The sequence below is a fragment of the Kribbella capetownensis genome (assembly GCF_004331485.1).
Lineage (GTDB): Bacteria > Actinomycetota > Actinomycetes > Propionibacteriales > Kribbellaceae > Kribbella > Kribbella capetownensis.
The window spans coordinates 1,715,432-1,737,014 of record NZ_SJKD01000001.1 but is presented as its reverse complement, the minus strand read 5'-3'; the positions used below and the strand labels follow the sequence as shown (position 1 = coordinate 1,737,014).

Annotated in this window: 27 protein-coding genes; 12 read left to right on the top strand and 15 right to left on the bottom strand. The window is 68.3% G+C overall.

The genetic code is table 11. The annotated features are described in order from the left end of the window. Positions 1–30: 30 nt before the first annotated feature. The 3 genes from E0H75_RS08575 to E0H75_RS08565 form a co-directional block, all read right to left on the bottom strand. Positions 31–786, bottom strand: coding sequence for a redox-sensing transcriptional repressor Rex (locus E0H75_RS08575; RefSeq protein ID WP_131360150.1), 756 nt, complete (start codon positions 784–786; stop codon positions 31–33). Between the two features lie 109 nt (positions 787–895). After that, the gene (locus E0H75_RS08570; protein ID WP_131512632.1) at positions 896–1,132 is read right to left on the bottom strand and encodes a glutaredoxin family protein; all 237 of its coding nucleotides are present in this window, start codon (positions 1,130–1,132) and stop codon (positions 896–898) included. Between the two features lie 76 nt (positions 1,133–1,208). After that, a complete protein-coding gene (locus E0H75_RS08565; protein ID WP_131512631.1) occupies positions 1,209–2,660 on the bottom strand; it encodes a class I adenylate-forming enzyme family protein in 1,452 nt (483 codons plus the stop codon). A gap of 364 nt (positions 2,661–3,024) precedes the next feature. On the opposite strand from E0H75_RS08565, the gene E0H75_RS08560 reads away from it, so the two are divergent. Both E0H75_RS08560 and E0H75_RS08555 read left to right on the top strand, forming a co-directional pair. Beyond that, positions 3,025–3,597, top strand: coding sequence for a sigma-70 family RNA polymerase sigma factor (locus E0H75_RS08560; protein ID WP_238162892.1), 573 nt, complete (start codon positions 3,025–3,027; stop codon positions 3,595–3,597). A gap of 254 nt (positions 3,598–3,851) precedes the next feature. After that, positions 3,852–4,889: a DUF5667 domain-containing protein gene (locus E0H75_RS08555; RefSeq protein WP_238162891.1), complete on the top strand. Its 1,038-nt coding sequence runs from the start codon at positions 3,852–3,854 to the stop codon at positions 4,887–4,889. A 70-nt stretch (positions 4,890–4,959) separates the two neighbouring features. On the opposite strand, the gene E0H75_RS08550 is transcribed toward E0H75_RS08555, so the two are convergent. The 3 genes from E0H75_RS08550 to E0H75_RS08540 all read right to left on the bottom strand — a co-directional run bounded on the left by E0H75_RS08550 (position 4,960) and on the right by E0H75_RS08540 (position 7,217). Beyond that, on the bottom strand, positions 4,960–6,048 hold the full coding sequence (locus tag E0H75_RS08550; protein WP_131512629.1) for a lysophospholipid acyltransferase family protein: 1,089 nt from the start codon (positions 6,046–6,048) through the stop codon (positions 4,960–4,962). Next, entirely contained in the window at positions 6,041–7,048 is a 1,008-nt protein-coding gene (locus E0H75_RS08545) for an NAD-dependent epimerase/dehydratase family protein (RefSeq protein WP_238162890.1), read from the bottom strand. Before E0H75_RS08545 ends, E0H75_RS08550 begins: the two co-directional genes overlap by 8 nt. Positions 7,049–7,115: 67 nt before the next feature. Then, complete coding sequence (locus tag E0H75_RS08540) at positions 7,116–7,217, bottom strand: 30S ribosomal protein bS22 (protein WP_008356322.1); 102 nt, start codon at positions 7,215–7,217, stop codon at positions 7,116–7,118. Between the two features lie 112 nt (positions 7,218–7,329). On the opposite strand from E0H75_RS08540, the gene E0H75_RS08535 reads away from it, so the two are divergent. Continuing rightward, complete coding sequence (locus tag E0H75_RS08535) at positions 7,330–8,001, top strand: class I SAM-dependent methyltransferase (protein ID WP_131512628.1); 672 nt, start codon at positions 7,330–7,332, stop codon at positions 7,999–8,001. Positions 8,002–8,038: 37 nt separating this feature from the next. Further along, positions 8,039–8,536, top strand: a complete 498-nt coding sequence (locus E0H75_RS08530) for a GNAT family N-acetyltransferase (RefSeq protein ID WP_131512627.1) — start codon at positions 8,039–8,041, stop codon at positions 8,534–8,536. Here the strand turns inward: E0H75_RS08530 and E0H75_RS42960 are convergent. From E0H75_RS42960 to E0H75_RS08520, 3 genes are all read right to left on the bottom strand, one after another. Beyond that, complete coding sequence (locus E0H75_RS42960) at positions 8,533–8,703, bottom strand: hypothetical protein (protein ID WP_165553520.1); 171 nt, start codon at positions 8,701–8,703, stop codon at positions 8,533–8,535. The genes E0H75_RS08530 and E0H75_RS42960 overlap by 4 nt on opposite strands. Positions 8,704–8,797: 94 nt before the next feature. Further along, entirely contained in the window at positions 8,798–9,652 is an 855-nt protein-coding gene (locus E0H75_RS08525) for an LLM class flavin-dependent oxidoreductase (protein WP_131512626.1), read from the bottom strand. Beyond that, positions 9,649–10,053 carry a nuclear transport factor 2 family protein gene (locus E0H75_RS08520; RefSeq protein ID WP_131512625.1) on the bottom strand — a complete coding sequence of 135 codons (405 nt, stop codon included), beginning with the start codon at positions 10,051–10,053 and terminating at the stop codon, positions 9,649–9,651. Before E0H75_RS08520 ends, E0H75_RS08525 begins: the two co-directional genes overlap by 4 nt. Positions 10,054–10,120: 67 nt before the next feature. On the opposite strand from E0H75_RS08520, the gene E0H75_RS08515 reads away from it, so the two are divergent. Then, a complete protein-coding gene (locus tag E0H75_RS08515; protein ID WP_131512624.1) occupies positions 10,121–10,738 on the top strand; it encodes a TetR/AcrR family transcriptional regulator in 618 nt (205 codons plus the stop codon). Between the two features lie 16 nt (positions 10,739–10,754). Further along, positions 10,755–10,970, top strand: coding sequence for a hypothetical protein (locus tag E0H75_RS08510; RefSeq protein WP_131512623.1), 216 nt, complete (start codon positions 10,755–10,757; stop codon positions 10,968–10,970). 62 nt (positions 10,971–11,032) lie between these two features. Here E0H75_RS08510 and E0H75_RS08505 read toward each other — a convergent pair whose 3' ends face one another. Continuing rightward, complete coding sequence (locus E0H75_RS08505; protein WP_131512622.1) at positions 11,033–12,895, bottom strand: AfsR/SARP family transcriptional regulator; 1,863 nt, start codon at positions 12,893–12,895, stop codon at positions 11,033–11,035. Between the two features lie 54 nt (positions 12,896–12,949). Between E0H75_RS08505 and E0H75_RS08500 the strand changes: the two genes are divergently transcribed. Next, the gene (locus E0H75_RS08500; protein WP_131512621.1) at positions 12,950–13,810 is read left to right on the top strand and encodes an alpha/beta fold hydrolase; all 861 of its coding nucleotides are present in this window, start codon (positions 12,950–12,952) and stop codon (positions 13,808–13,810) included. On the opposite strand, the gene E0H75_RS08495 is transcribed toward E0H75_RS08500, so the two are convergent. Continuing rightward, on the bottom strand, positions 13,800–15,041 hold the full coding sequence (locus tag E0H75_RS08495) for an amidohydrolase family protein (protein ID WP_165553518.1): 1,242 nt from the start codon (positions 15,039–15,041) through the stop codon (positions 13,800–13,802). The two genes, E0H75_RS08500 and E0H75_RS08495, sit on opposite strands and share 11 nt — an antisense overlap. A gap of 65 nt (positions 15,042–15,106) precedes the next feature. On the opposite strand from E0H75_RS08495, the gene E0H75_RS08490 reads away from it, so the two are divergent. Beyond that, entirely contained in the window at positions 15,107–15,589 is a 483-nt protein-coding gene (locus tag E0H75_RS08490) for a MarR family winged helix-turn-helix transcriptional regulator (RefSeq protein ID WP_131512620.1), read from the top strand. A 46-nt stretch (positions 15,590–15,635) separates the two neighbouring features. On the opposite strand, the gene E0H75_RS08485 is transcribed toward E0H75_RS08490, so the two are convergent. The 3 genes from E0H75_RS08485 to E0H75_RS44565 form a co-directional block, all read right to left on the bottom strand. Continuing rightward, complete coding sequence (locus E0H75_RS08485; RefSeq protein ID WP_012923942.1) at positions 15,636–15,851, bottom strand: helix-turn-helix domain-containing protein; 216 nt, start codon at positions 15,849–15,851, stop codon at positions 15,636–15,638. A gap of 129 nt (positions 15,852–15,980) precedes the next feature. Next, a complete protein-coding gene (locus tag E0H75_RS08480) occupies positions 15,981–17,156 on the bottom strand; it encodes an acetoin utilization protein AcuC (protein ID WP_131512619.1) in 1,176 nt (391 codons plus the stop codon). A gap of 17 nt (positions 17,157–17,173) precedes the next feature. Beyond that, positions 17,174–17,302: a hypothetical protein gene (locus E0H75_RS44565; RefSeq protein ID WP_272948888.1), complete on the bottom strand. Its 129-nt coding sequence runs from the start codon at positions 17,300–17,302 to the stop codon at positions 17,174–17,176. Positions 17,303–17,330: 28 nt separating this feature from the next. Here E0H75_RS44565 and E0H75_RS08475 point away from each other — a divergent pair, with 28 nt between their 5' ends. The 4 genes from E0H75_RS08475 to E0H75_RS08460 all read left to right on the top strand — a co-directional run bounded on the left by E0H75_RS08475 (position 17,331) and on the right by E0H75_RS08460 (position 20,656). Next, positions 17,331–17,822 (top strand): TetR/AcrR family transcriptional regulator, encoded by a 492-nt coding sequence (locus E0H75_RS08475; RefSeq protein ID WP_131512618.1) that lies wholly within the window; start codon positions 17,331–17,333, stop codon positions 17,820–17,822. Between the two features lie 273 nt (positions 17,823–18,095). Beyond that, the gene (locus E0H75_RS08470) at positions 18,096–18,782 is read left to right on the top strand and encodes an SGNH/GDSL hydrolase family protein (RefSeq protein WP_131512617.1); all 687 of its coding nucleotides are present in this window, start codon (positions 18,096–18,098) and stop codon (positions 18,780–18,782) included. A gap of 165 nt (positions 18,783–18,947) precedes the next feature. Next, complete coding sequence (gene trpS, locus E0H75_RS08465; RefSeq protein WP_131512616.1) at positions 18,948–19,916, top strand: tryptophan--tRNA ligase; 969 nt, start codon at positions 18,948–18,950, stop codon at positions 19,914–19,916. Beyond that, positions 19,913–20,656, top strand: coding sequence for an endonuclease/exonuclease/phosphatase family protein (locus E0H75_RS08460; protein ID WP_131512615.1), 744 nt, complete (start codon positions 19,913–19,915; stop codon positions 20,654–20,656). The genes trpS and E0H75_RS08460 overlap by 4 nt, the downstream gene beginning before the upstream one ends. 11 nt (positions 20,657–20,667) lie before the next feature. Here E0H75_RS08460 and E0H75_RS08455 read toward each other — a convergent pair whose 3' ends face one another. Then, positions 20,668–21,570: a TIGR03560 family F420-dependent LLM class oxidoreductase gene (locus E0H75_RS08455; RefSeq protein WP_131512614.1), complete on the bottom strand. Its 903-nt coding sequence runs from the start codon at positions 21,568–21,570 to the stop codon at positions 20,668–20,670. Positions 21,571–21,583: the final 13 nt, after the last annotated feature.

Sequence of the window (21,583 nt, the reverse complement as noted above, 5' to 3'; positions counted from 1 at the left end):
TGAGCTGATTGGTGAACTCGCTCCGCTCGTTCACGCCCCGACACCCCCGCCCACACTCGGCAGATCGGTCAGACCGTTCATCGCTGGTAGCTCGGGCACCTGGGGGAGCGCCGCCTCTCCGGACTTTCGTTGTTCGTGGTACGCCAGGATCTGCAACTCGATCGAGAGGTCCACCTTGCGGATGTCGACACCGGTGGGCACGGACAGCACCACCGGCGCGAAGTTGAGGATGCTGGTCACTCCGGCGGCGACCAATCGGTCGCACACCCCCTGGGCCGGACCGGCGGGAGTGGTGATGACGCCGATCGAGACCCGGTCGGCCTTGACGATGTCCTCCAGCTCGGCGAAGTCGCGGACCTCCATGTCGCCGATCCGCTCGCCGATCAGGTTCGGGTCGGCGTCCAGCAGCGCCACGATCCGGAACCCGCGGGTGCCGAAACCGGAGTAGTTCGCCAGCGCGTGGCCCAGGTTTCCGATCCCGACGATGACCACGGCCCAGTCCTGGGTGACACCGATCTCGCGGGCGATCTGGTAGCGCAGGTACTCGACGTCGTACCCGACGCCGCGGGTGCCGTACGAGCCCAGGTAGGACAGGTCCTTGCGCAGCTTGGCCGAGTTGACGCCGGCGGCCGTGGCCAGGTCCTCACTCGAGGCGGTCGCGATACCGCTGTCCGACAGTGCGGTCAGCGCCCGCAGATAGACCGGCAAGCGCGCGACAGTCGCCTCGGGGATACCGCGTTCGGTTCTCGTCGGCGGGCCCGGTCGACGGCTGCTGGCACGCGTCACAATTCTCCTGGGAACGGTTGCTCGGCCGCGGTCTGACGGCCGGCGGCCCGTTCCTTACTCTAGGAGCTTGTGAACGTGAGAACAAAATCGGCGGGAGTGACCCGGCACACTACGCCGTGAGTGCCTTCCGGAGGCGGGCCGGGTCGACGCGCCAGAAGTCGTGCTGCTTGCCGTCCACGAAGGTGACCGGGATCTGTTCGCCGTACTCCGTGAACAGGCCGTCGTCCTGGGTGATGTCGACCTCGGTCCACTCCACCCCGAGCTCGGCGCAGACCGCACGGACGATCTCCCGGGCGTCGTCACACAGGTGACAGCCGGGCTTCCCGTACAGCGTGACCCGGCTCATCGACGTCCTCGCTTCGCTCCGGGCGCCGATGAGGCACCAACGGCCCTGTGCTTGATTGTGAGCTCACTACGTTCGCTCATCGGTCCGCCTCCCGCAGCCGGCCCTTGGCGACCTTCCCGGTGACCGAGTGCGGCAGATGGTCGACCACCTCGATCTCCACCGGGCACTTGAACCTGGCCAGCCGCGTCCCGGCGTACTCCCGGACCTCGGCGATGTCCACGGTCGCGCCGGCCTGCGGTACGACGAACGCCTTGACCGCTTCACCGGTCTCCTCGGACGCTACGCCGATGACCGCGGCCTCCCGGATCCCGGGCGCACCGACAAGTACCTCCTCGACCTCGCTCGGGAAGACGTTGAAGCCGGACACGATGATCAGCTCGCGGAGCCGATCGACCAGGAACAGGTCGCCGTCGGCATCCAGGAACCCGACGTCGCCTGTGCGGTACCAACCGTCGAGGTCGGGGCCGTCGACACCGTCCGGCCAGTAGCCGGAGAACAGGTTGCCGCCGCGGATCACGATCTCGCCGGGGTCGTCGCCCTCGACGTCCTCACCCTGCTCGTCGGCGATCCGGAGGTCGACGTTCGGCAACGGACGGCCGACCGAGCCGGGCTTCGGCTCGCTCTCCCCCAGCGTGGTGGTGACGCCGGGGGAAGCCTCGGTCAGGCCGTAGCCCTGATGCACGAACTTGCCGGTCTCACGCTCGAACCGGTCCGCCAGCCCGCGGTCGAGGGTCGACGCGCCGGTCAGCACGACCTTGATCGTCTTCAGCGCATCCCGCAGGTCCGATCGGGCCAGCAGAGCGTTCAGTGCCGGCGGCGCGAGCGGCAGCCGCGTCACGCCGTACTTGCCGATCAGGTCGAGCGTGTGAGCGGAGTCGAACCGCTGGTCGATCACGAGCGCGGCGCCGGTGGCGACGGCCCAGCCCAGTACGGCGTTCAAACCGAACGCGTGGAACATCGGCAGGACCCCGAGAACGATGTCCTCCGGACCCATCCGGTCCTCGCCGAGCTCGGAAAGGTTCTTGACGTTGGCAACCAGTGCCCGATGACTGAGCATGGCCGCTCGCGGATCGCCACTGGTTCCCGACGTGTACAGCAGGACCGCGAGTGTCTCAGGGTCGATCGACGGAAGTAACGGAGCGTTACCCTGGAGCTGGCCCGGACGCACCGTCCGGACGCCCTCCCCGACCTTCGCAGCGAGGTCCCCGTCGGTGACCGCGAGACGGGCTCCGGAGTGCTTCAGGACGGCCGCGATCTCGGGCTCGGTCAGTCCGGTGTTCAGCGGTACGGCGACCAGCCCGGCGCGGAGAATCCCCAGGTAGGACGTGACGAACTCGATGCTGTTGGCCATCAGCAGGACGACCCGGTACCCGGGCACCAGGCCGGCCGCGGCGAACCCCTGCGCGGTCGCGCCGACGATCTCGTCGAGATCGCGCCAGGTCAGCCGCCGGTCCCCGTCGACCAGCGCCAGACGTTCACCGTGACGTTGCGCTGTGTCACGAAGAATGTCAGCGAAATTGAAGTTCACCAGGCGAGTCTGCCATGTCGCCGGGCGTGCTTCCGGCACGGTTGGCGCGTTCGGCTCGCTCGGAACGGTTGCAGCAGAGCGTGACGGGCGATATACAGGTGAACTCGTGGGCGAGCTTCTGCTGAACCTCACACTGCAGAAACCGTCCGGCCGGGGACCTATGCGCAATTACCCCCGGCAGCAGGCTGCGCCGTTGTCCGGTGCCAGCCCGCTGGCGCATTCGTGACGACTCGGACCGGACGGAAGGCGGCACGCCTCAGACTGTTGACAGCGAGTGCTTAAGGCATAACGCTCGGTGCTGTCTCAGCCGCTGTGGCCATTCGCGGATGTGTCAGACGACGTGTCAGTTGAACGGGGAGAAATCTTGACGACGCCGGAGCCAAGCCCGGACGGGATGAGACGTGCGGAGCTCGTCGATCGCGCCCAGGCCGGGGACGTCGGTGCCTTCGGTGAGCTGTACGACGAGTACTCGCTCACCGTCTATCGCTACATCTACGCACGGGTGTCGTCCTCGGCACTCGCCGAGGACCTGACCAGCGAGACGTTCGTCCGGGCGCTGCGCGCGCTGGACTCGTTCCGCTGGCAGGGCCGGGACTTCGGCGCCTGGCTGGTGACGATCGCCCGGAACCTGATCACCGACCACTACAAGTCCGGCCGGGTCCGGCTCGAGGTGGTCACGGACGAGATCGAGACGCACGACCGGCAGACCGAGGGGCCGGAGGTCGACGTACTGGCCGCCGCCACCGCCGAGGTCCTGCGGGACGCCGTCGCGGCCTTGCCCGAGGAGCAACGCGACTGCCTGACGATGCGATTCTTCGCCGGATTGTCGATCGCGGAAACGGCCAAGGCGCTGGAGAAGTCCGAAGGCGCCGTCAAGCAACTGCAACTGAGGGCCGTACGGCACTTGGCGAAGGTTATCCCCAAGGACTTGAGGTGAGGAGGATGACAACGAATGTCTTTCGTAACCCGTCAGCGAGTTTCCTCGTTCTCCTTCGTGAGGACCTGTCGGTGACCCCGGCTGGCCATTGAGGAGAACGAGAACACATGAGTGACCTACACAGGGCTCGAGCGCGCGCGGAGGCATTCGCGCACGCTGTCGATCACGGGCCCCGTCACTCTTCGCGACTGAGCGATGACCCGGAGCTTGTGGAGGCTGTGGAGCTGGTCGGACGGCTGAGGACCGCCGGCGCAGTGGCACCGCGTCCGGAGTTCAGTGCCGAGCTACGGCACCGCCTGATGGAACAGGCGGCAGCCCGCGCGGCGACGACTCCGATGGTGGTGCACAGCACTCCTGACGGTCCGGACGACCCGCCGACCCGCGAGGACGTCGACGCGTCCGTGACACCTATCCGGCATCGTCACGGCCGGCGCATCCGGCTCGTGGCCAGTACTGCCGCGCTGGTCCTGCTCGGAGGTGGCATCGGTTCCGCCGCCGCCGCTCAGCAGGCGATGCCCGGCGACACCTTGTACGGGATGAAGCGCAGCATCGAGAACGTGGCCACCAACGTGGGTGTCGGGGACGACTCCCGCGGCCGGCGCGATCTCGAGCACGCGATGACCCGACTGTCCGAGGTCCGCGCGCTGGCCGAGCACGGCGGCGACGTGGGCACGATCAACGGCACTCTGGACGACTTCTCGGCACAGGCCCGCAAAGGCGTGTCCCGCCTGGTCGCGTCGTACCAGCAGGACGGCGACGAGGGTTCGATCACGGCGATCACCACCTTCATCACGAACGCCCGCCAGGCTCTTGGTGAGCTCGCGCCGAAACTGCCCCCGGAGTCGCTGAAGTCCGCCGTGGAGGCGCTGGCCACGATCGAGCAACTGGCCCAGCACACCACGGCCGCCTGCCCGAAGTGCGACCAGCCGAAGCCGGCCAAGGGCACCCAGCCTGCCGGTCCGAGTGTGGGCACCGAGCCGAGCAATCCGTCCAACGGATCGCCCAGCTCGAAGTCGTCCACCGCACCGACACCCGGTGCGTCCACGCAGCCGAGCGGATCGCCGACCAAGCTGCCGAACACCACGATCGTCGAGGAGTCCAACACTCCCCCGCCGAGCCTGAAGACGCCACCGAAGCCGAACACTCCGAACTCGTCGACGACTCCCACGATCGTCCCGAGCCTCCCGACGCCAGGCACACCGTCGTGGCCCTGGCCGTTCCCGAGCCTCAGCATCCCGACTCTCATCAATCTCCCCGGCGTCATCCAGACCTTGCTCCCACCCTGGAAGTAGGCCCAGACGCACAGAAGCCCGGCACACACGATGTGCCGGGCTTCTTCTTGGTGTGTTCGCCGCGATGCCGTCAGAAGAAGACTGAGCGGCGTTGCATGAGGAGGGTGTAGAGGGTCTGCTGGATGGTTTCGCGGACCTGGTCGGTGACGTTGAAGACGAGCATCGGGTCGTCGGCGGCGCCGTCGGGGAACTCGTCCGTGCGGATCGGCTCGCCGAACTCGATCAGCCACTTGGACGGGAGCGGGATCAGCCCGAGCGGTCCGAGCAGCGGGAAGAACGGCGTGATCGGGATGTACGGCACCCCGAGCAACCGCGCCAGTGACGCGATGTTGCCGACGAGTGGGTAGATCTCCTCGGCGCCGACGATCGAGCACGGAATGATCGGTACGCCGGTCCGCATCGCGGCACTGACGAAACCACCCCGCCCGAAGCGCTGGAGCTTGTACCGCTCCGAGAACGGCTTGCCGAGCCCCTTGAACCCCTCCGGCCAGACACCGACCAGATTCCCCTGGCGCAGCAGCCGCTCGGCGTCGTCGTTGCTCGCCAGCGTCGCCCCGCCCTTGCGGGCCAACTCGCCGACGAACGGCGTCTGGAAGACCAGATCCGCCGCGAGCGTGCGCAGTGGCCGGTTGGTGTGATCCGAGACGACGACTTGGGTGACCAAGCCGTCGAGCGGCATCGTGCCGGAGTGGTTCGCGACCACCAGGGCGCTGCCGGTGTCCGGGATGTTCTCGATCCCCCGCACCTCGACCCGGAACCACTTCTCCACCATCGGCCGCAGCATCGGCAACAGCACCTGGTCGGTCAGGTCGGAGTCGTACCCGAACTCGTCGAGGTCGTACTCTCCACTCAGCCGCCGCCGCAGGAACGCGAGCCACTCCGCGACCCGCCGCTCCCCGTCCTCGCCGAACAGTTCGCGCACGACCCGCTCGAGTCCCGCGAAGTCCAGGGGCGCGGCCTCGACGACCGGCACCTGCGGTTCCGCACCAGGCTCGACCGGCTCTGCCACGGACGGCTCAACCGACTGCTTGCCCTTCTTCTTCGACCGGGCTCCCTGCCCCGCGAGTGCGCGGGCAGCCGCCGACGGCGTCGTACGGCGTCCTGATCCCCGGCCCGGACGACCGCCGGCACCGATCGGGATGACCTCGGCGTCAACCACGCAGCGCTCCCAGTCCGGCCGTCAGCAGCGAGGCCGCGCGGGCGACCGCGCCGGGGCGGAGCGAGTCACGGAAGTCGTCGAAGGCGGCCGCGGTCGTGTACTTCGGCTCGAACCCGAACTCGGCCCGCATCCGGGTGGTGTCCACCGCACGGCCGTAGGTCAGGAAGGTGATCTGGTCCGGCGAGAAGTCCGCGAGCCGCGCCCGGCGTACGGCGGCCGCCGTACTGGACGCGGTGAACGAGGGCAGCCGGAGCGCCGGCCGGCCGAGTTTGCGGATCGCCTGGGACAGCGAGAGCACACCGTCGCCGGCCAGGTTGAAGGTCCCGGGCAGGTCATTCACCGTCGCGTGGTGGATCGCCTCGACGCCGTCGTCCTCGTGCAGGAACTGCAGGCGGGCGTCGTACCCGAAGACGGTCGGTACGACGGGCATCGCGAAGTACCGGGTGATCGGGGAATCGGTCTTGGGGCCGATCCAGTTCGCCATCCGGAGCGTGGACACGCGGACGTCGGGGCGGCGCCGGGCGAAGCCGCGCACGTACCCCTCGACCTCGACGGCGTCCTTGCTCAGCCCGGTCTGGTGGATCGCCCGCGGTGCCATCTCCTCGGTGAACATGGCCGGATCGCGCGGGCCCGCGCCGTACACCGTGGTCGACGACTTCACCACCAGCTTGGCCACGCCGGGCGCCTTCTGGCAGGCGGCGAGCAGCTGCATGGTGCCGATGACGTTGATCTCCTTCATCGACGACCGGCCGCCGGCGCTGCCGGGAGTGGCCACGACGCCGGTGTGAACGACGGTGTCGACGCCCTCGGCGGCGATCACCTTCGCGATCACGGGGTTGCGGATGTCGGCACGGACGAACCGGACCCGGCCCAGCTCGGCCCGCGGCGGCACCACGTCGACGCCGAGCACCGTGCCGATCGACGGATCGTCGGCCAGTCTGCGGGCACAGCGAGCACCGGCGTCCCGGGAGACGCCGGTCACCATCACTACCTGTGCCACGAGAAACCCCCAGCCAGACAGCAACCCCACAAGTGGCCGCGCCGACCCCCGGCGCGGCGGGAACTGCTTACTTGCCGAGCTTGCGGCGCTGCACCCGCGTCTTCTTCAGCAGCTTGCGGTGCTTCTTCTTCGCCATCCGCTTACGGCGCTTCTTGATAACAGAACCCACAGTTGGACCATCCAAACTCAAAGAGAACGTCGGCAAAGCTTACCCGCAGGTCAGGCGGTGAACCTAAAGCAGGCTGCTTCGATAGGCTGGGCGGTGACCTGGGGAGGCGCCGATGACAAGTGGTACGACGGCCCGGTACGACGGTCTGGCCGACTGGTACGACGCAAGATACGTGGCCGGAGCGGAACCACATCAGCCGGGTCTGCTCGAGCTCCTCGGCCCTGGATCCGGCCCCTGCCTGGACATCGGGTGTGGCACCGGGCGCAACTTCGAGACCATTCGGGCGAGTGGGCGCAGCGTGGTCGGGGTGGACTTCTCCGCCGACCAGTTGCGGCTGGCTCGGAGCCGGACCGACGGTCCGCTGATGGTCGCGGACGCTGCCGCTCTCCCGTTCGCCGACGAGTCCTTCGACACCGCGATGGTGATGTGGATCTCCACGGATGTGGACGACTTCGCCGAGGTCGTGCGGGAGGCGACGCGGGTGCTCCGGCCGGGCGGGGTGCTGGTCGCGTACGGCGTACATCCGTGCTTCAACGGCCCGCACGTCATATGGAACGAGGACGGCAGTCGCCTCATCCACCCCTCCTACCGGCAACCGGGCCGGCACGAGGAGTCGCCGTACTGGGGCGACGGGATCCGGCGTCAGGTCGGCATGCACCACCTCACGCTCGCCGACTACCTGAACGCCTTCCTCACCACCGGCTTGACCCTCGAACGCTTCGAAGAACCGGACGCCCAAGGCGTTCCCCACTCTCTCGCCGCCCGCGCTCGCCGCACCACCTGAGCAAAGGCTGTCGGTGCCGGCTGGTTGACTGATCGGCATGGTGACGCTGGATTCGTGGAGTGAACAGGACTTCACCCTGCTCGAGGGCTGCAACACGCCCGAGATGACCGCGCACCTGGGCGGCCCCGAGACCCCGGCCAAGCTACGCGAGAGACAGCAGCGGTACGTCGAGAACGCTTTCACCGGAGAGATGTTCGTGATCGTGACCGACGACGGCGACCGAGCCGGGTTGGTCGGCTACTGGGAACACACCGAGGCGGCCGAGATGGTCTGGGAGACCGGCTGGGCGATCCTGCCTGAGTTCCAAGGGCGTGGGCTGGCGACCGCCGCGGTGCACGAGGTGGCGAAGGTCGCCGCCGCGGCCGGCAGGCACAGCACGCTGCACGCTTATCCCGGCGTGACGAACACTGCTTCCAACGCGCTGTGCCGTAAGGCTGGCTTCGTCCTGCTGGGCGATCGCGACTTCGAGTACCCGAAGGGCCACTGGATGCGTTGCAACGACTGGTGTCTCGAACTCAGTGCCCCGCGGCACTAGGCTGCTTTGCGGGTGGGGAGTTGGACCGGGTCGGTGAGGACGACCAGGTGTGGGGTGGCGGTCTGGTTGGTGGTCGACGCGTAGGCGGCGGGAGTGAAGGCCACGGCGGCGAGGCCGAGGGCGGCGATGGTGCCTATGGCAACGGTCTTGACGATCTCGAGCTGCATTGCGGGCTCCTGGAGGTGATGGATTCGGCTGTGATTCCATCCTCGGGGCCGGTACTGCGATCGTTCTGGGAGGAAGCTGGAAGCTTCCTGGGAGTCACAGCCCGGCGACCTCCGGCACCGCGGCGGTGAGGATCCCGACCGACTCCGGCGTCCAGGGTCCGGTCCGGATCACGATCGCGTGCTCGATTCCCCACGCTGCTTGCTCGCGGCAACGTTCAACGAACGTGCCGACGGTGTCGTCCGGGGTGAGCCGGGTCGACAGCGTCTTCGCGATCTCGTCGTACGGGCGGCCGAGTTCGTCGCAGTGCGCACGGAGTACGTCGAGCTTGTGGCGCACCGTCGTACCTGCGTCGGGGAGGTCGAAGAGGTTGCAGGCATCGGCGCGCTGGGCCACCATCCGCAGCGTCTTCTGCTCGCCGGTCCCACCGATCAGCACCGGCGGACGCTGCTCCGGCCGCGGGCTGCAGATCGGCCCTTCGAGCTGGAAATGCTTGCCCTGGTACGGCGAACTGTCGCCGGCGAACATGCGGTCCGCGATGTCCAGCAACTCCTCGAGTTGCTCGAACCGGTCCTTGGTCGGCCCGAGCGGGATCCCCATCGCCCGCGCCTCCTCGCCTTCCCACCCGATCCCGACCCCGAACCACGCCCGCCCGCGGGTGAGCGCATCCAGCGTCGCGATCGCCTTCACCTGAACGGCGGGCGGCCGGAACGGCACCGGCGAGACCAGCATCCCGAGCCGCGCCCGGCTGGTCGTCGCGGCGAGGAACCCGAGCATCGTGATCGCCTCGTACAACTCAGCCTGCGGATGACTGGTCGGGTCCGCCTGGAACAGATGATCCGGCACCCAGATCGTGTCCAGCCCGCCCTCGTCCGCGATCGACGCGATCCGCCGCAGCCCGTCCACGCCATCCGCCCAGGCGTGATCCGTCACTGTCACACTGACCTTCACTCGCCCGCCTCCGTGATCCCGGCCGCCGCGGCCGCGTCGGCGGCAAGCGCTGTGTACTGAACGCCGGCCAGCCGCCAGTCACCATCCCGGGCGAGCCAGACGCTCATCACCCGGAACAGCCCTTTGATCGTCTCCCCGTGGAACCGGCACTCCGACCGCTGGATCTCGGTCCGCACCACGGTCTCACCGTGGGCGACGACGTCCGACTGCAGCAACTCCAGCGAGACCTGCTCGAACACGCCACTGGTGTGGACGCCGATCCACTCGTCGGGCTCGATCATGAAGCCCTTCGGTCCGACGATCCGGCAGTCCGGGTCGACCAGCAGCTTCAGTGCGGCGGTGTCCTGGGCGATCAGGCTCTGCACCAGCCGCTGCGGGGCGTCGCCGAGCTCCGTGGACATGTCGTGCCTCCAAATTCTTAGGGTGACCCTATATTTACGGTCACTCTAGAACCACTACCCTGACCGTGTGAAGGACGCGGACGGACTGCGGGCGCGGAAGAAGCGGGAGACGCGCGAGCGGATCGCGGCGGCGGCGCGGGAGTTGTTCGTCGCGCACGGGTTCGACGCGGTCACCGTGATCGACGTCGCCCGGGCAGCACAGGTGTCCGAGGCAACGGTCTTCAACTACTTCCCGACCAAGGACGACCTGTTCTTCGGCGGCGGCCTGGAACAGTTCCAGGCCGCGACGCTGGCCGCGGTCGGCGACCGTCCGGCCGGGGAGTCGGCGATCGGCGCGTTCCGCCGGTTCACGATCGCGAACGTCGCGCACGCCGCCGATCCGGGCGCGGTCGACCTGATCACCACCGCCGCGCGGGTCGTGGCCGGCAGCCCGTCGCTGCAGGCCCGCGAGCGCGAGATCGTCGCGGCCACCACCGACGCCCTCGCCACCCTGCTGCGCTCGGAGGGGACGGGACGGATGGAGTCGTGGGCGATCGCCAACGCCTTGGTCGGTGTCCAGCGATCGATCGTTACCGAGGTCCGGGCCGAAGTACTGGCCGGACGTCACGGCCCGCAACTCGTCGCCCGGGTCCAGCTCGGCGCCGACATCCTCCTGGCCCGACTCGAGTCCGCCTTCCACGGTTGACGGGTAGCCTGCAGAGATGGCCTCTGTGGTGTTTCTCGGCGGACTCGTCGTCGTACTGACGGGGCTGACCTGGTTCGCCTCCTGGGCCAAGCGCCGTGGTCACGGCTCCGGGGTCGCCGGCGCGTTGGCAGCGTACGAGGAGGCCTACCGTACGACGGCCCACCAGTCGCACCACGAGATCCGGCGAGCCGCCGACCGCAAGTCCGAGACCGGCTCCCCCGACGACCTCTAGCCACAACCACGACGCGCTGACCTCGACGACGGCTCCGTCAGGATCACCAGGCGTCGCGGCGATCAGAGGTAGGTCGCAACAGGTCCGAGCGTCAAGAGGCCGGACCCGGCGCCTGCCTCTTCTGTTGCCGCTGGAGCCAGCGCGGCTCGGGCACGCGCCAACTGTTGCCGGTGGTTGACGGTCTTGGCCGCTGCGGCGACCAGGGCCCAATGGGCTTCTAGCAGCAGGCCCGGTGCTGGATCAGGCAGGCGGTCGAGCGCCTCGGCCGCTTCGACGGGATGGTTCTGCGACAGCAGGACGAGCGGATGAACCCACGGCGCGTGGGGGCCATAGTCGGCTTCAACCACGGGCTCGTCGTGCCGGATGGCGTAGCAGGCCAGGGCTAGTGGGAGCAGCCCGGACTGCAGGCCAGGCATCGACGCGTTGTCGAGGAGGGCGCCGGCCTGGCGGTACGCCTCCGGAGTGTCCTCGCGGAGGGCGGCGTACCACCGGGTGAAGACAGCGACCAGCGGCAACTCATGCCGGGCAGCCAACTCGTCAGCAGCTTCGGCATGGTGATCGGCGGCCACGTGGTCCGCCATAGCGCAGGACGACTGCAGACAGATGAGATGGCCCAGAACCTCATAAGTAAAGAGGCCGTGGCGTTGCGACAGCTCAACCAACTCAGCACCGATCACGGAACGGTCGGCAGCGAGGCCAGCGCGATAGCACGTCTGCATGAAAACGCCATTCAGCGCAAACGCCAGCAACGCAGGATCATCCAATCCCCGCGCGATTGACTCGGCCTCGAGCGCCGCCTCCCGCGCCCGCGGATCCAGCGAACCACGCGACTCGAGTGCAATAGTCGCCAGCAACCACGCCCGCACACCCGGATGCTCCTGCGTAGGCAACACCCGCTCCGCCGCCGCCACAATCGCTGCAGCGTGGGACTCATCGTCCGACCGCGTCCAGATCGCCGGAACGTCGTACGCACCGATGACTCGCGCCGTGAGATCGGCATCGCCCAACTCCTCGGCGGCAGCGATCGCAGCGAGACGGTGCCGGCGCGCAGCCTCGAGACCGCCGCCACCAGTGACGGCGAGATTCCGCAGCAGCCCCACCGTCGACTCCAGCCGAGCCCGAGTGCCCCCAACGGCCCGGTCGTACGCCGCAGCAGCCTCGGCCCACACATGTCCCGCCGACACCGGCTCCAGATGCGCGGCCTGGTTGAGGATGTCGGTCTCCAACCGCCCGAGCGCCGGACCGGGATCCACCCCGAGCTGCCTGACCAGCATCGCCCGAGCCCGACGCAGTACGGCGAGAGCGTCGCCCTGCCGACCAGTCCGGTACAGAGCGAGCGCCAGCAACCGCCACGCGTCCTCACGCCACGGATGTTCGGTCACATGCGCGTCCAGCTCAGGCACAGCCTCAGCAGCATGCCCGAGCGCCAGCCGAGCCTCCCCCAACCGCTCCACTGCCCGCAGCCGCAACTCCGTCAGCCGCGACCGCTCGCCCTGCGCCCAACCCTCGTCGGCAAACTCCGCGTATGCCGGACCGCGCCACCACGCCAGCGCCTCGGAAAGCAGCGGCACCAACTCCCCAGGCGGCAACGCGGTACCAACAGCCCGTTCGAACCGCCAAGCGTCAACAGCATCCGTCCTCAACGCGTACCCCGGACCTTCAGTCACCAGGAACCGCGCCGGCGACCGCGGCGCCCGCTCCGGCTCCAACGCCCGCCGCAACGCCGCGACGAACGTCCGGACAGCGCTCAACGCACCCTCCGGCGGATCCACCCACAGGTCGTCGACCAGAAGCGAAGCCGGTACGACGCGTCCGCGCGCAACGATCAACCGCGCCAGCACCGCCCGATGCCGCGGCCCCTTCAGACCCACCAGCCGGCCGGCATCATCCCAGGCCACCACCGGCCCGAGCACCCCGAAGTCCACCCGGCCACCGTAGCGCTCATCCAGCGCTCATTCGGGCGCGCGATCCTGGCCGGCATGAAGATCAACGGCTTCGACTACCACCGCATCTCCGGCGCTGACGACGTCACACTGAACGTCGCCGTCGGCGGTTCCGGTACGCCGATCGTCCTGGTGCACGGGTTCCCGCAGACGCACCTCATGTGGCGCCACGTCGCCAACGACCTGGCGTCCGACCACACCGTCATCTGTCCCGATCTCCGCGGCTACGGCGAGAGCGACAAACCAGCCGACGATTACGCGAAGCGAGTCATGGCCGCGGACATCGTCGCCGTGGCGCGGAACCTGGGACACCACGAGTTCGCCCTGGCCGGGCACGACCGCGGCGCACTGGTGGCGTTCCGGGCCGGCCTCGACCACCCGGACACGATCACCCACCTGATGTGCCTGGACGTGTTGCCCACCCTTGACATGTGGGACGTGATGCGCGGAACGAGCGCCGCCGTCGGCTTCCACCTCTACCTGATGGCGCAACCACCCGGCCTGCCGGAGGAACTGATCGCGGCCCGCCCGGACGCGTTCTTCGGCCACTTCCTCGACCTGTGGACGAAGGATCCCGCCGCGATCCCAGCCGACGTCCGGAATGCCTACCTCGACGCTTGCCGGGCCGCGGTGCCGTCGATCGTCGCGGACTACCGCGCCTCGGCCGCGATCGACGTCACCCACGACCAGGGAGATCTTGCCCAGGGCAACAAGCTGCGGATGCCGGTCACCGTGATCCAGCAGGATTGGGGATCCGCACTCGGCTTCGACGCCGCGGTGCTCTGGCAGGCCTGGGCTCCCGACCTTCACCACCAGACCACGACCGCAGGTCACTTCATGGCCGAGGAGTCCCCCGCAGAGATCACGACCGCGATCAGAGCCTTGCTCAAGCGGTGAGGTAGGCGGTCGATTCGGCCAGCGCCTCGTAGGCGGCCGGCAACGACGTACTGATCAGCTTGCCATCCCGCTTGACCGGCGTACCGCCGACCAGGACGGTGTCCACGTTGCCCGGGTGCGCCGCGGTGACGACCGTGGCGATCGGGTTGCGTAGCCCGCCGGCCAGGTTGATGTCGGTATGACGCAGCAGTACCAGGTCGGCACGGTTGCCCACCGCAAGCGATCCGACGTCGGTCAGCCCGAGGGCGCGAGCACCTCCGACGGTCGCGATGCGCAGTACGTCGGCTGCCGTGAAGGTCTTGTAGCCCAGGGCAAGCAGCTCGTGCATTTCGGTGAACATGCTGCCACCTGCACTCGTCACGACGTCGATGCCCAGGCTGACGTTGACACCGGCCGCCCGCAGCCGGCCGGCCAGCGGCTCCCCCATCTCCATCCGCGCCTCCACAGTCGGGGTTGCCGACACCGACGCCCCGGACTCCGCGATCAGCTTCAGCTCGGAGTCCGGCAGCAGGTTCCCGTGCACATAGAGCGTGTTGGGTCGGAGCAGACCGGCATCCCGCAGACGCGTGATCGGGTCCGGTATCTGCGAACTGCTGCTGATGTGCACAACAACCGGCAGCCCCAGCGAATCGGCCAGCTCCCAGTCGGCACGGACGGTCTCGAACGCCGTGAACGACGGTCCGATCGCAGCTACCGCGAGCCCGATCCGGTCCGACCGGCACTCCATGATCCGCCGCATCTCGTCGGCGTCGACCGCACCACCGCCCAGCGGCGACGGGCCGTAACCGAAGACCGCGCGGATTCCGCTGCGCTCCAGGGCATCCAGAGCCGCGTCGGCATGGGCGGGCGAGGTCTGCACGTGGGAGTAGTCCTGGACCGTCGTGATCCCTGCATCGAGACACTCGAGTGCACCCATGAGGTTGCCCGCAGCAACATCCTCCGGACGGAACTTCGAGCCGTAGGAGCCCAGCACGCGGTCGAAGTACGTGCCCAGATCATCGTCCACCGTGACACCACGCAAGGCGGTCTGCCACAGATGCCGGTGCGTGTCCACGAACCCCGGAAGCACGATCCGCTCCGACGCGTCGATCACTTCGAGATCCGACGGATCCACGATCAGGTCGGGACCGACCGCCGCGATCCGGCCGTCCTCGATCAGTACGTCGGCCCGGCGGGCCACCACCTCCGGCTCAGTGTCGATCACCACACCACCACGCAACAACAAACGCATCCACATATCCCCTCATCAGAAAGCTTTCCTGAAAGCTATCACCAAAGCCACCTAGACTGTCAACCATGAGTGCGGACCGGGTGGATCGGCTGATCGCGTCGTGGCAGCGGGAGTTGCCGGGGGTGCTGTATCCGACCAGCGAGCTGACCAAGCGGATCCTCGTGCTCGCCACCGAGCTCAACGAGGCGACCCGGCGGGTACTGCGCGACCTCGGGCTGACCACGGCCGAGTTCGACGTGATCGTGTCGCTACGTCGGTCCGGACCGCCGTACCGGCAGAAGCCGTCGGATCTCAGCCGCAGCCTGCTGCTGTCCACCGGCGGGACGAGCAACGTGACGAATCAACTGGTCCGGCGCGGTCTGGTCGTCCGCGAGCCCGATCCCGAGGACGGCCGCGGCACCCAGATCCGGCTCACCGACGAGGGCGTCACCCTGGCCGAGCGCGCCGTACAGGCCAGCGCGGTCGCGCACCACGAGCTGTGGTCGGACCTGCCCGACGACGCCGTGAAACAGGCGACCGTCGCGCTGCGGGACGTGTCCCGGTCATAGCGAAGCGGCCGGTCCCGAGGGATCCGGCCGCTTGCTCTTCTCGTGGTTATCCGGCCTGGAAGAAGGCGCCCTTGAGGTAGTCGTGCACGGCATCCTCGGACACCCGGAACGAACGACCCACCCGCACCGCGGGCAGCTCACCGGAGTGCACCAGGCGGTACACCGTCATCTTGGACACGCGCATGGCCGTGGCGACCTCCGCCACGGTCAGGAACTTCACCTCGGCGAGCGGCTGCTCACCACCGGACTTCTTTGATGCCATTGCGCACCGCACTTCCAGCACGGATCGTGCGCCGGCTTCCCCTCCGGCACCTCCGTCCGTGCATGCAACGAGCGTAGTGGCTGTTGGTACGAATGGGAAAGAGGGGGACTCGTGTGACTCAGCCACGACCTAATAGGTGGGGTCGAGACCCAACAGCGGGAAGCTGACGTCGCGGGTCGCCTTGATCGATCGGTCCAGCCAGGTGTCCGGGTTGTAACCGCTCGACCAGTCCGTGTACGACGCGTCCTGGCCGTCGGTCATCCGCATCGGCGCGACCCGCTGGAACCGGATCCGGACCTCTTCGCGCCACACCTCGGGCACGGGAGTCTCCGGGTCGATCGGGTTCCCCGCGACGATCGCCAGCAGGTGGCTCCAGGCCCGCGGTACGACGTCGATGATCGCGTAGCCACCGCCACCGGTGGCGATCCACTTCCCGTCCGCGAGCTCGTGCGCCAGGTCGTGCAGCGCCAGGTACGCCGCGCGCTGCCCGTCGACCGTCTTCGTCAAGTGGGCCAGGGGATCCTCGACATGCGAGTCGCAGCCGTGCTGGGTCACCAGGACCTGCGGCCGGAACGCCTTCACCACCTCCGGAACGATCGCATGGAACGCCCGCAACCAGCCGGCGTCCCCGGTCCCGGGCGGCAGCGGAATGTTGACCGCAGTACCTTCCGCGTCAGGTCCACCGGACTCGCCGGCGCTCCCGGTACCCGGAAAGAGCGTGGTCGGCGACTCGTGCAGGCTCACGGTCAGCACGCGCGGATCGTTGTAGAACACCGCTTGTACGCCGTCCCCGTGGTGCACGTCGACGTCGACGTACGCGACCCGCTCCGCACCATGGTCGAGCAGCCACTGGATGGCGACGGCCGGATCGTTGTAGACGCAGAAGCCGCTGGCCCGATCGGGCATCGCGTGGTGCAGACCACCGGAGATGTTCGCGGCGTGCTGCACCTCGCCCTCCCAGACGGCCCGCGCCGCCTCCACGCTCGCGCCGACGATGCGTGCGGAGACGTCATGCATCCCCGAAAAGCAATACGTGTCGTCAGTGCCGAGCCCGTGCTCGAGATCCGGCACCTCCGGATGCTCCCCCGCGCGTTTGACCGCGGCGATGTAGTCGGCCGTGTGCACGGTCTGGAGCAGCGCGTCGTCAGCCGTCGGAGGCGGAACGACCTTCAGTTCATCGAGTACGCCGAGCGCCCGCGCCAGGTGGATCGTCAACTCCACCCGGATCGGACTCATCGGATGCCCGCGCCCGAAGTCGTACGCCGTCAGACCCTCGTCGAAGACCAGCATCGCCTCACCGCTCATGCCTCCGACCTTAGCCGTCACCGCACGGGCACTGGTTTCCCGAATCGGGCGTTCAGCCGGTAGGCACCACCGCGCGCGTGGAACACGGACATCAGCAGCACACCCACGACGGCGGCGATCGCGGCCGCCAGCGGATGCTCGCCCACCTGCGCCCAGAACGTGAGCAGGCCGGCGATGACGAAGGCGGGCGAGCACGGGTACGACCGGACCACGATTCGCGCGATCGCTGCGGCGGCCGGGAGCGACGCCGGCCTGGTGATGCGCTACTTCGGGTCCAAGGACAAGCCGTTCGCCCAGGCCGCGACCATTCGCCCGGACGGGCCGATCATGGGCTCGCCCGAGGAGATCGCCGCAATGCTGACGGCCGCGTTGACCGCCAAGCTGGCCGACGAACCGGCGGCCGCGCTGGCGGCGATGCGCGCGATGTTCAGTCATCCGGAAGCGGCCGCGGAGGTCCGGGCAGCGATGACTGGACAGCAACGACAGATCGCCGAGCAGTTGCCGGGTGAGGACGCCGTACTGCGGTCAGGGGTGATCGGAGCGTTGACGCTCGGGCTCGTGATCGGGCGGCACCTGGTCCGGCTGGACGGACTGGACGCGTCACCTGAGGAGCTGATGGCGGTGGCCGGGCCGATCATCGAGCAATTGGCCAACGGTTCCAGCTGAGCCGCCGGCGACAACGGGCGGGCGCGACACCCCTCCAAGGCCGCGCTCGCCCGTCCCACTCGTGCTGGTGCCAGGCACGTGCTTCATCGTGCAAACACTGCAAGGTGTTACAAGATTTGCAGGAAGCTGCAAAACAGGCCCCGATTCGGTCACGGAGGGTTGCACCGAGGCGGTCTAGGCCTCACTGTCCATCCCGTGAGGAACGCCATGAATTCGGCGAGACCCAATCGGCGGCAGATCTTTACGGCGGGGGCCGTGGTTGCTGTTTCGACGGTGGCTGTCTCGACTGCGACATCGACCGAGACCGCCTTCGGCGGCCCGTACGGCTCCGGTGACCTCGGGGCTTGGCAAGGCATGAGCAAGGCGATCTCGACCGAGACCCAGATCAAACGGGTGCTCGCGACCAACGGGGTCTTCATGTTCGGCGACAGCATCGCCGTGCAGGACGGCAAGTCGCTGGCGACCCGGCTGATCGGCCGGGACGGAAGCCAGATGGCCGTGCACGACTGGTCCGGACGGCCGACGTCCGGCGCCGTCGATGCGATGGCCCAGTGGGCGACGGCGTACGGCCTGCCCCGCCGGATCCTGATGGCGACCGGCACCAACGACATCTTCGACCCGCCCAAGTTCGCCGCCCAGGTCGACCGGGCGATGAAGCTGGCCGGCTCGAACCGGTACGTTTACTGGATCAACGTGCACGCCACCCGGTGGTCCAAGACGGCGGCTGTACAGATGGCCGACCAGCGCAACTCCGCCTGGGTCAACCTGCAGTTGTCCGACGCCCAGAAGAAGTACCCGAACCTGCGGATCATCCGCTGGGCCGAGTACCTGGCCGCCAAGCCGAGCCGGATCACCTCCTACCTCCGCGACGGCGTGCACACCTCGATCACCCTCGGTCAGAACGCCCGCAACGAACTGACCGTCCAGTCCCTGGTGCTGCCGCTGCCGGCAGCCAAATGACCGGGCCGTTCATCGGTTATGCTGATGGTGTGAACACGAACTTGCAGCTGTGGTGGGCCGCCTAGGGCGGTCCCCCGCGTTCACACGCATCCAAGAGGCCGCCTCGCCGAGGCGGCCTTTTTTGATGCCCTCGGTGAGGCATCCACACACCGAAAGGGCATCGACATGACCACGCTTTCCGGCATCACCCCGTCCGGCCGCCTGACGCTGGGCAACCACCTCGGCGCGCTGCGCCGGTTCACCGACCCCGAGGGGTTCTACTTCGTCGCGAACCTGCACGCGATGACGACCAAACACGACCCCAGACGGCTCGCCGCGCTGACGCGCGAGTTCGCGACGCTGATGCTCGCGGCCGGCACCGCACCGGGCACGGTGTTCGTGCAGTCCGACGTCAACACGCACGCACAGCTCGCGTACCTGCTCGAGTGCACGTCGTACGTCGGCGAGTTGTCCCGGATGATCCAGTACAAGGAGAAGGGCAAGGGCCGGCCGATGACGCGGGCCTCGCTGTTCACCTATCCGTGCCTGATGGCCGCGGACATCCTGCTGTACGGCGCCGACCGGGTCCCTGTCGGCGGCGACCAGTCCCAGCACGTGGAGCTGGCGCGCGACGTCGCGATCCGGTTCAACCGCGAGTACGGCGAGACGTTCGTCGTACCGCGGCTGGCCAAGGCGGCGTACGCGACCCGGGTCAAGGATCTGGCCGACCCGACCAAGAAGATGAGCAAGTCCGAGGCCGACGACGCGGTCGGGACGATCCGGCTGCTGGACCCGCCGGACGTGATCCGTCGCCAGATCATGCGAGCGGTGACGGACTCCGACAACGAGGTCCGCCACGACGAGGCGGCGAAACCAGGAATCACCAACCTGCTCGACATCCTCGCCGCCTGCACCGACGGCGACCCGGTGCAGCTGGCGACGGCGTACTCGTCGTACGGCGAACTGAAGCGGGACGTCGCGGACGCGGTGCTGGCCGTGCTCGAGCCGCTGCAGAAGGAGTACGCCCGGCTGACGACCGACCCCGGCGCGATCAACGAACTGCTCGCGCAAGGCCGGGACCGGGCGCTGGAAGCGAGCCTGCCCCGGCTCCGGGCGGCGGAGCGCGCGATGGGTTTGGCAGGATCTGCTCCATGAAGATTCGCGCCGCCACCTTCAACATCCGCAACTCCTCCGCGCCGGACGGCGACAACGCCTGGCCGGTGCGGAGGGATGCGACGGTGGCGGCGATCGAACACCTCGACGCGGACGTGGTCGGGCTGCAGGAAGTGCTGCCCGACCAGCTCGAGTACCTGCGCTGGCGCTTCCCGCGGTACGAGATCGTCGGCGTCGGCCGCGACGACGGGATGGACGCGGGCGAGCACTGCACGGTCATGGTCCGGCCGGGTGACTGGCGGGTGGACAAGCAGGAGACTCGCTGGCTGTCCGACGACCCAGGAACGCCGGGATCCGTTGGCTGGGACGCGCACCTGACCCGGATCGCGACGCTGGTCTGGCTGCGGCATCGCAACGGTACGACGGTCGGCGTGGCGAACGCGCACTACGACCATGCCGGCGAGGTCGCACAGCTGCAATCCTCGCGGCTGATCGCCCGATGGACGACCGGTGCGCTGCCGTGGATCGTGATGGGCGACCTGAACGCGACCCCGGACTCACCGGCGCTGAAGGTCCTGACCGAGGCAGGCCTGCGGTACGCCGTACCGATCGCGGCCGGTGGGAGCTGGCACGACTTCACCGGCGCGGAGGACGACGAACGGATCGACCACATCCTGGTCAGTGCCGGGTGGACCGTGGACGAGGCAGCCGTCTCCCATTACCGCCCGGGCGGACGGCTGCCCAGCGACCACTGGCCGGTGATGGCCACGCTGTCCCTCTAGATCCTGGCTGTTCAGATCTTGGCGAAGACCTCTTCGCGGAGGCGTTCCAGGGCATCGAACCGGCGGTTGCCGGTGCCGAGCATCGAATCGGGGACGAGGACCTCGTCGATCCCTGCCGCCGAGTACTGCGCCACGACGTCCAGCACCTCCTGGGCCGAACCCATGATCACGTGCCCGCCGCGGCTCTCCAGCCGCTCCTTGCGCTCGGCCGCCTCGGTGTCACCCGGTACGACGATCTCCAGCATGGTCTGCGCGGAACGGCGTACCGACTTCGGGTCCCGGCCGATGCGCTCGCAGTGCTCGGCGAAGACTTTCCCCTTGTGGGCGGCGAGTTCCGGGGTGCCCCAGTGGTTCCACTCGTCGGCGTACCGGGCAACGATGCCTAGGGCAACCTTCTCGCCGGCGGCACCGATCATGATCGGCAGGTTGGCCGGCTTCGGCTCCAGCGGGGCACCGGTGAGCTGGTAGTACGTGCCGTCGAAGCTGGTGCGGTCCTGACTGAGCAGGCCCTTGATCACCTGGCAGGCCTCCTCGAACCGGGCCAGCCGCGCGCGGACCGGCGGAAGTTCGATCCCGTAGACCTCGTGCTCGTTCACCTGCCAGCCGGCCCCGATCCCCAGCACGAACCGGCCGTTGCTCATCTGGTCGATCGTCGCCGCCTGGTTCGCGACGACGGCGGGATGGCGGTAGGTGTTGCCGAGCACCATCGAGCCGACCCGCACCCGGTCGGTGCGGGCGGCGATACCGGCGATCAGGGCCAGACACTCGTTGACCGGGACGGACAGGTCGTCACCGTTCTGCATGAAATGGTCAGCGATCCAGACTCCGTGCCAGCCGGTCCGTTCGGCGTACTCCGCTCCGTCGAGCACTTCCTGCCAGGTCCGGTTGGCCGCGGGCCACAAAGAGAAATCCATGTCCTTAGTTTCT

What these genes read in the sequence shown, in the direction of transcription:
- E0H75_RS08495 (WP_165553518.1), bottom strand. Translation starts at nt 15,041, where the DNA reads ATGCGTTTGTTGTTGCGTGGTGGTGTGGTGATCGACACTGAGCCGGAG.
- E0H75_RS42960 (WP_165553520.1), bottom strand. Translation starts at nt 8,703, where the DNA reads ATGCAGCTCGAGATCGTCAAGACCGTTGCCATAGGCACCATCGCCGCC.
- E0H75_RS08530 (WP_131512627.1), top strand. Translation starts at nt 8,039, where the DNA reads ATGGTGACGCTGGATTCGTGGAGTGAACAGGACTTCACCCTGCTCGAG.
- E0H75_RS08490 (WP_131512620.1), top strand. Translation starts at nt 15,107, where the DNA reads ATGAGTGCGGACCGGGTGGATCGGCTGATCGCGTCGTGGCAGCGGGAG.
- E0H75_RS08475 (WP_131512618.1), top strand. Translation starts at nt 17,331, where the DNA reads ATGACGAAGGCGGGCGAGCACGGGTACGACCGGACCACGATTCGCGCG.
- E0H75_RS08455 (WP_131512614.1), bottom strand. Translation starts at nt 21,570, where the DNA reads ATGGATTTCTCTTTGTGGCCCGCGGCCAACCGGACCTGGCAGGAAGTG.
- E0H75_RS08535 (WP_131512628.1), top strand. Translation starts at nt 7,330, where the DNA reads ATGACAAGTGGTACGACGGCCCGGTACGACGGTCTGGCCGACTGGTAC.
- E0H75_RS08520 (WP_131512625.1), bottom strand. Translation starts at nt 10,053, where the DNA reads ATGTCCACGGAGCTCGGCGACGCCCCGCAGCGGCTGGTGCAGAGCCTG.
- E0H75_RS08460 (WP_131512615.1), top strand. Translation starts at nt 19,913, where the DNA reads ATGAAGATTCGCGCCGCCACCTTCAACATCCGCAACTCCTCCGCGCCG.
- E0H75_RS08485 (WP_012923942.1), bottom strand. Translation starts at nt 15,851, where the DNA reads ATGGCATCAAAGAAGTCCGGTGGTGAGCAGCCGCTCGCCGAGGTGAAG.
- E0H75_RS08500 (WP_131512621.1), top strand. Translation starts at nt 12,950, where the DNA reads ATGAAGATCAACGGCTTCGACTACCACCGCATCTCCGGCGCTGACGAC.
- E0H75_RS08480 (WP_131512619.1), bottom strand. Translation starts at nt 17,156, where the DNA reads ATGAGCGGTGAGGCGATGCTGGTCTTCGACGAGGGTCTGACGGCGTAC.
- E0H75_RS08510 (WP_131512623.1), top strand. Translation starts at nt 10,755, where the DNA reads ATGGCCTCTGTGGTGTTTCTCGGCGGACTCGTCGTCGTACTGACGGGG.
- E0H75_RS08570 (WP_131512632.1), bottom strand. Translation starts at nt 1,132, where the DNA reads ATGAGCCGGGTCACGCTGTACGGGAAGCCCGGCTGTCACCTGTGTGAC.
- trpS (WP_131512616.1), top strand. Translation starts at nt 18,948, where the DNA reads ATGACCACGCTTTCCGGCATCACCCCGTCCGGCCGCCTGACGCTGGGC.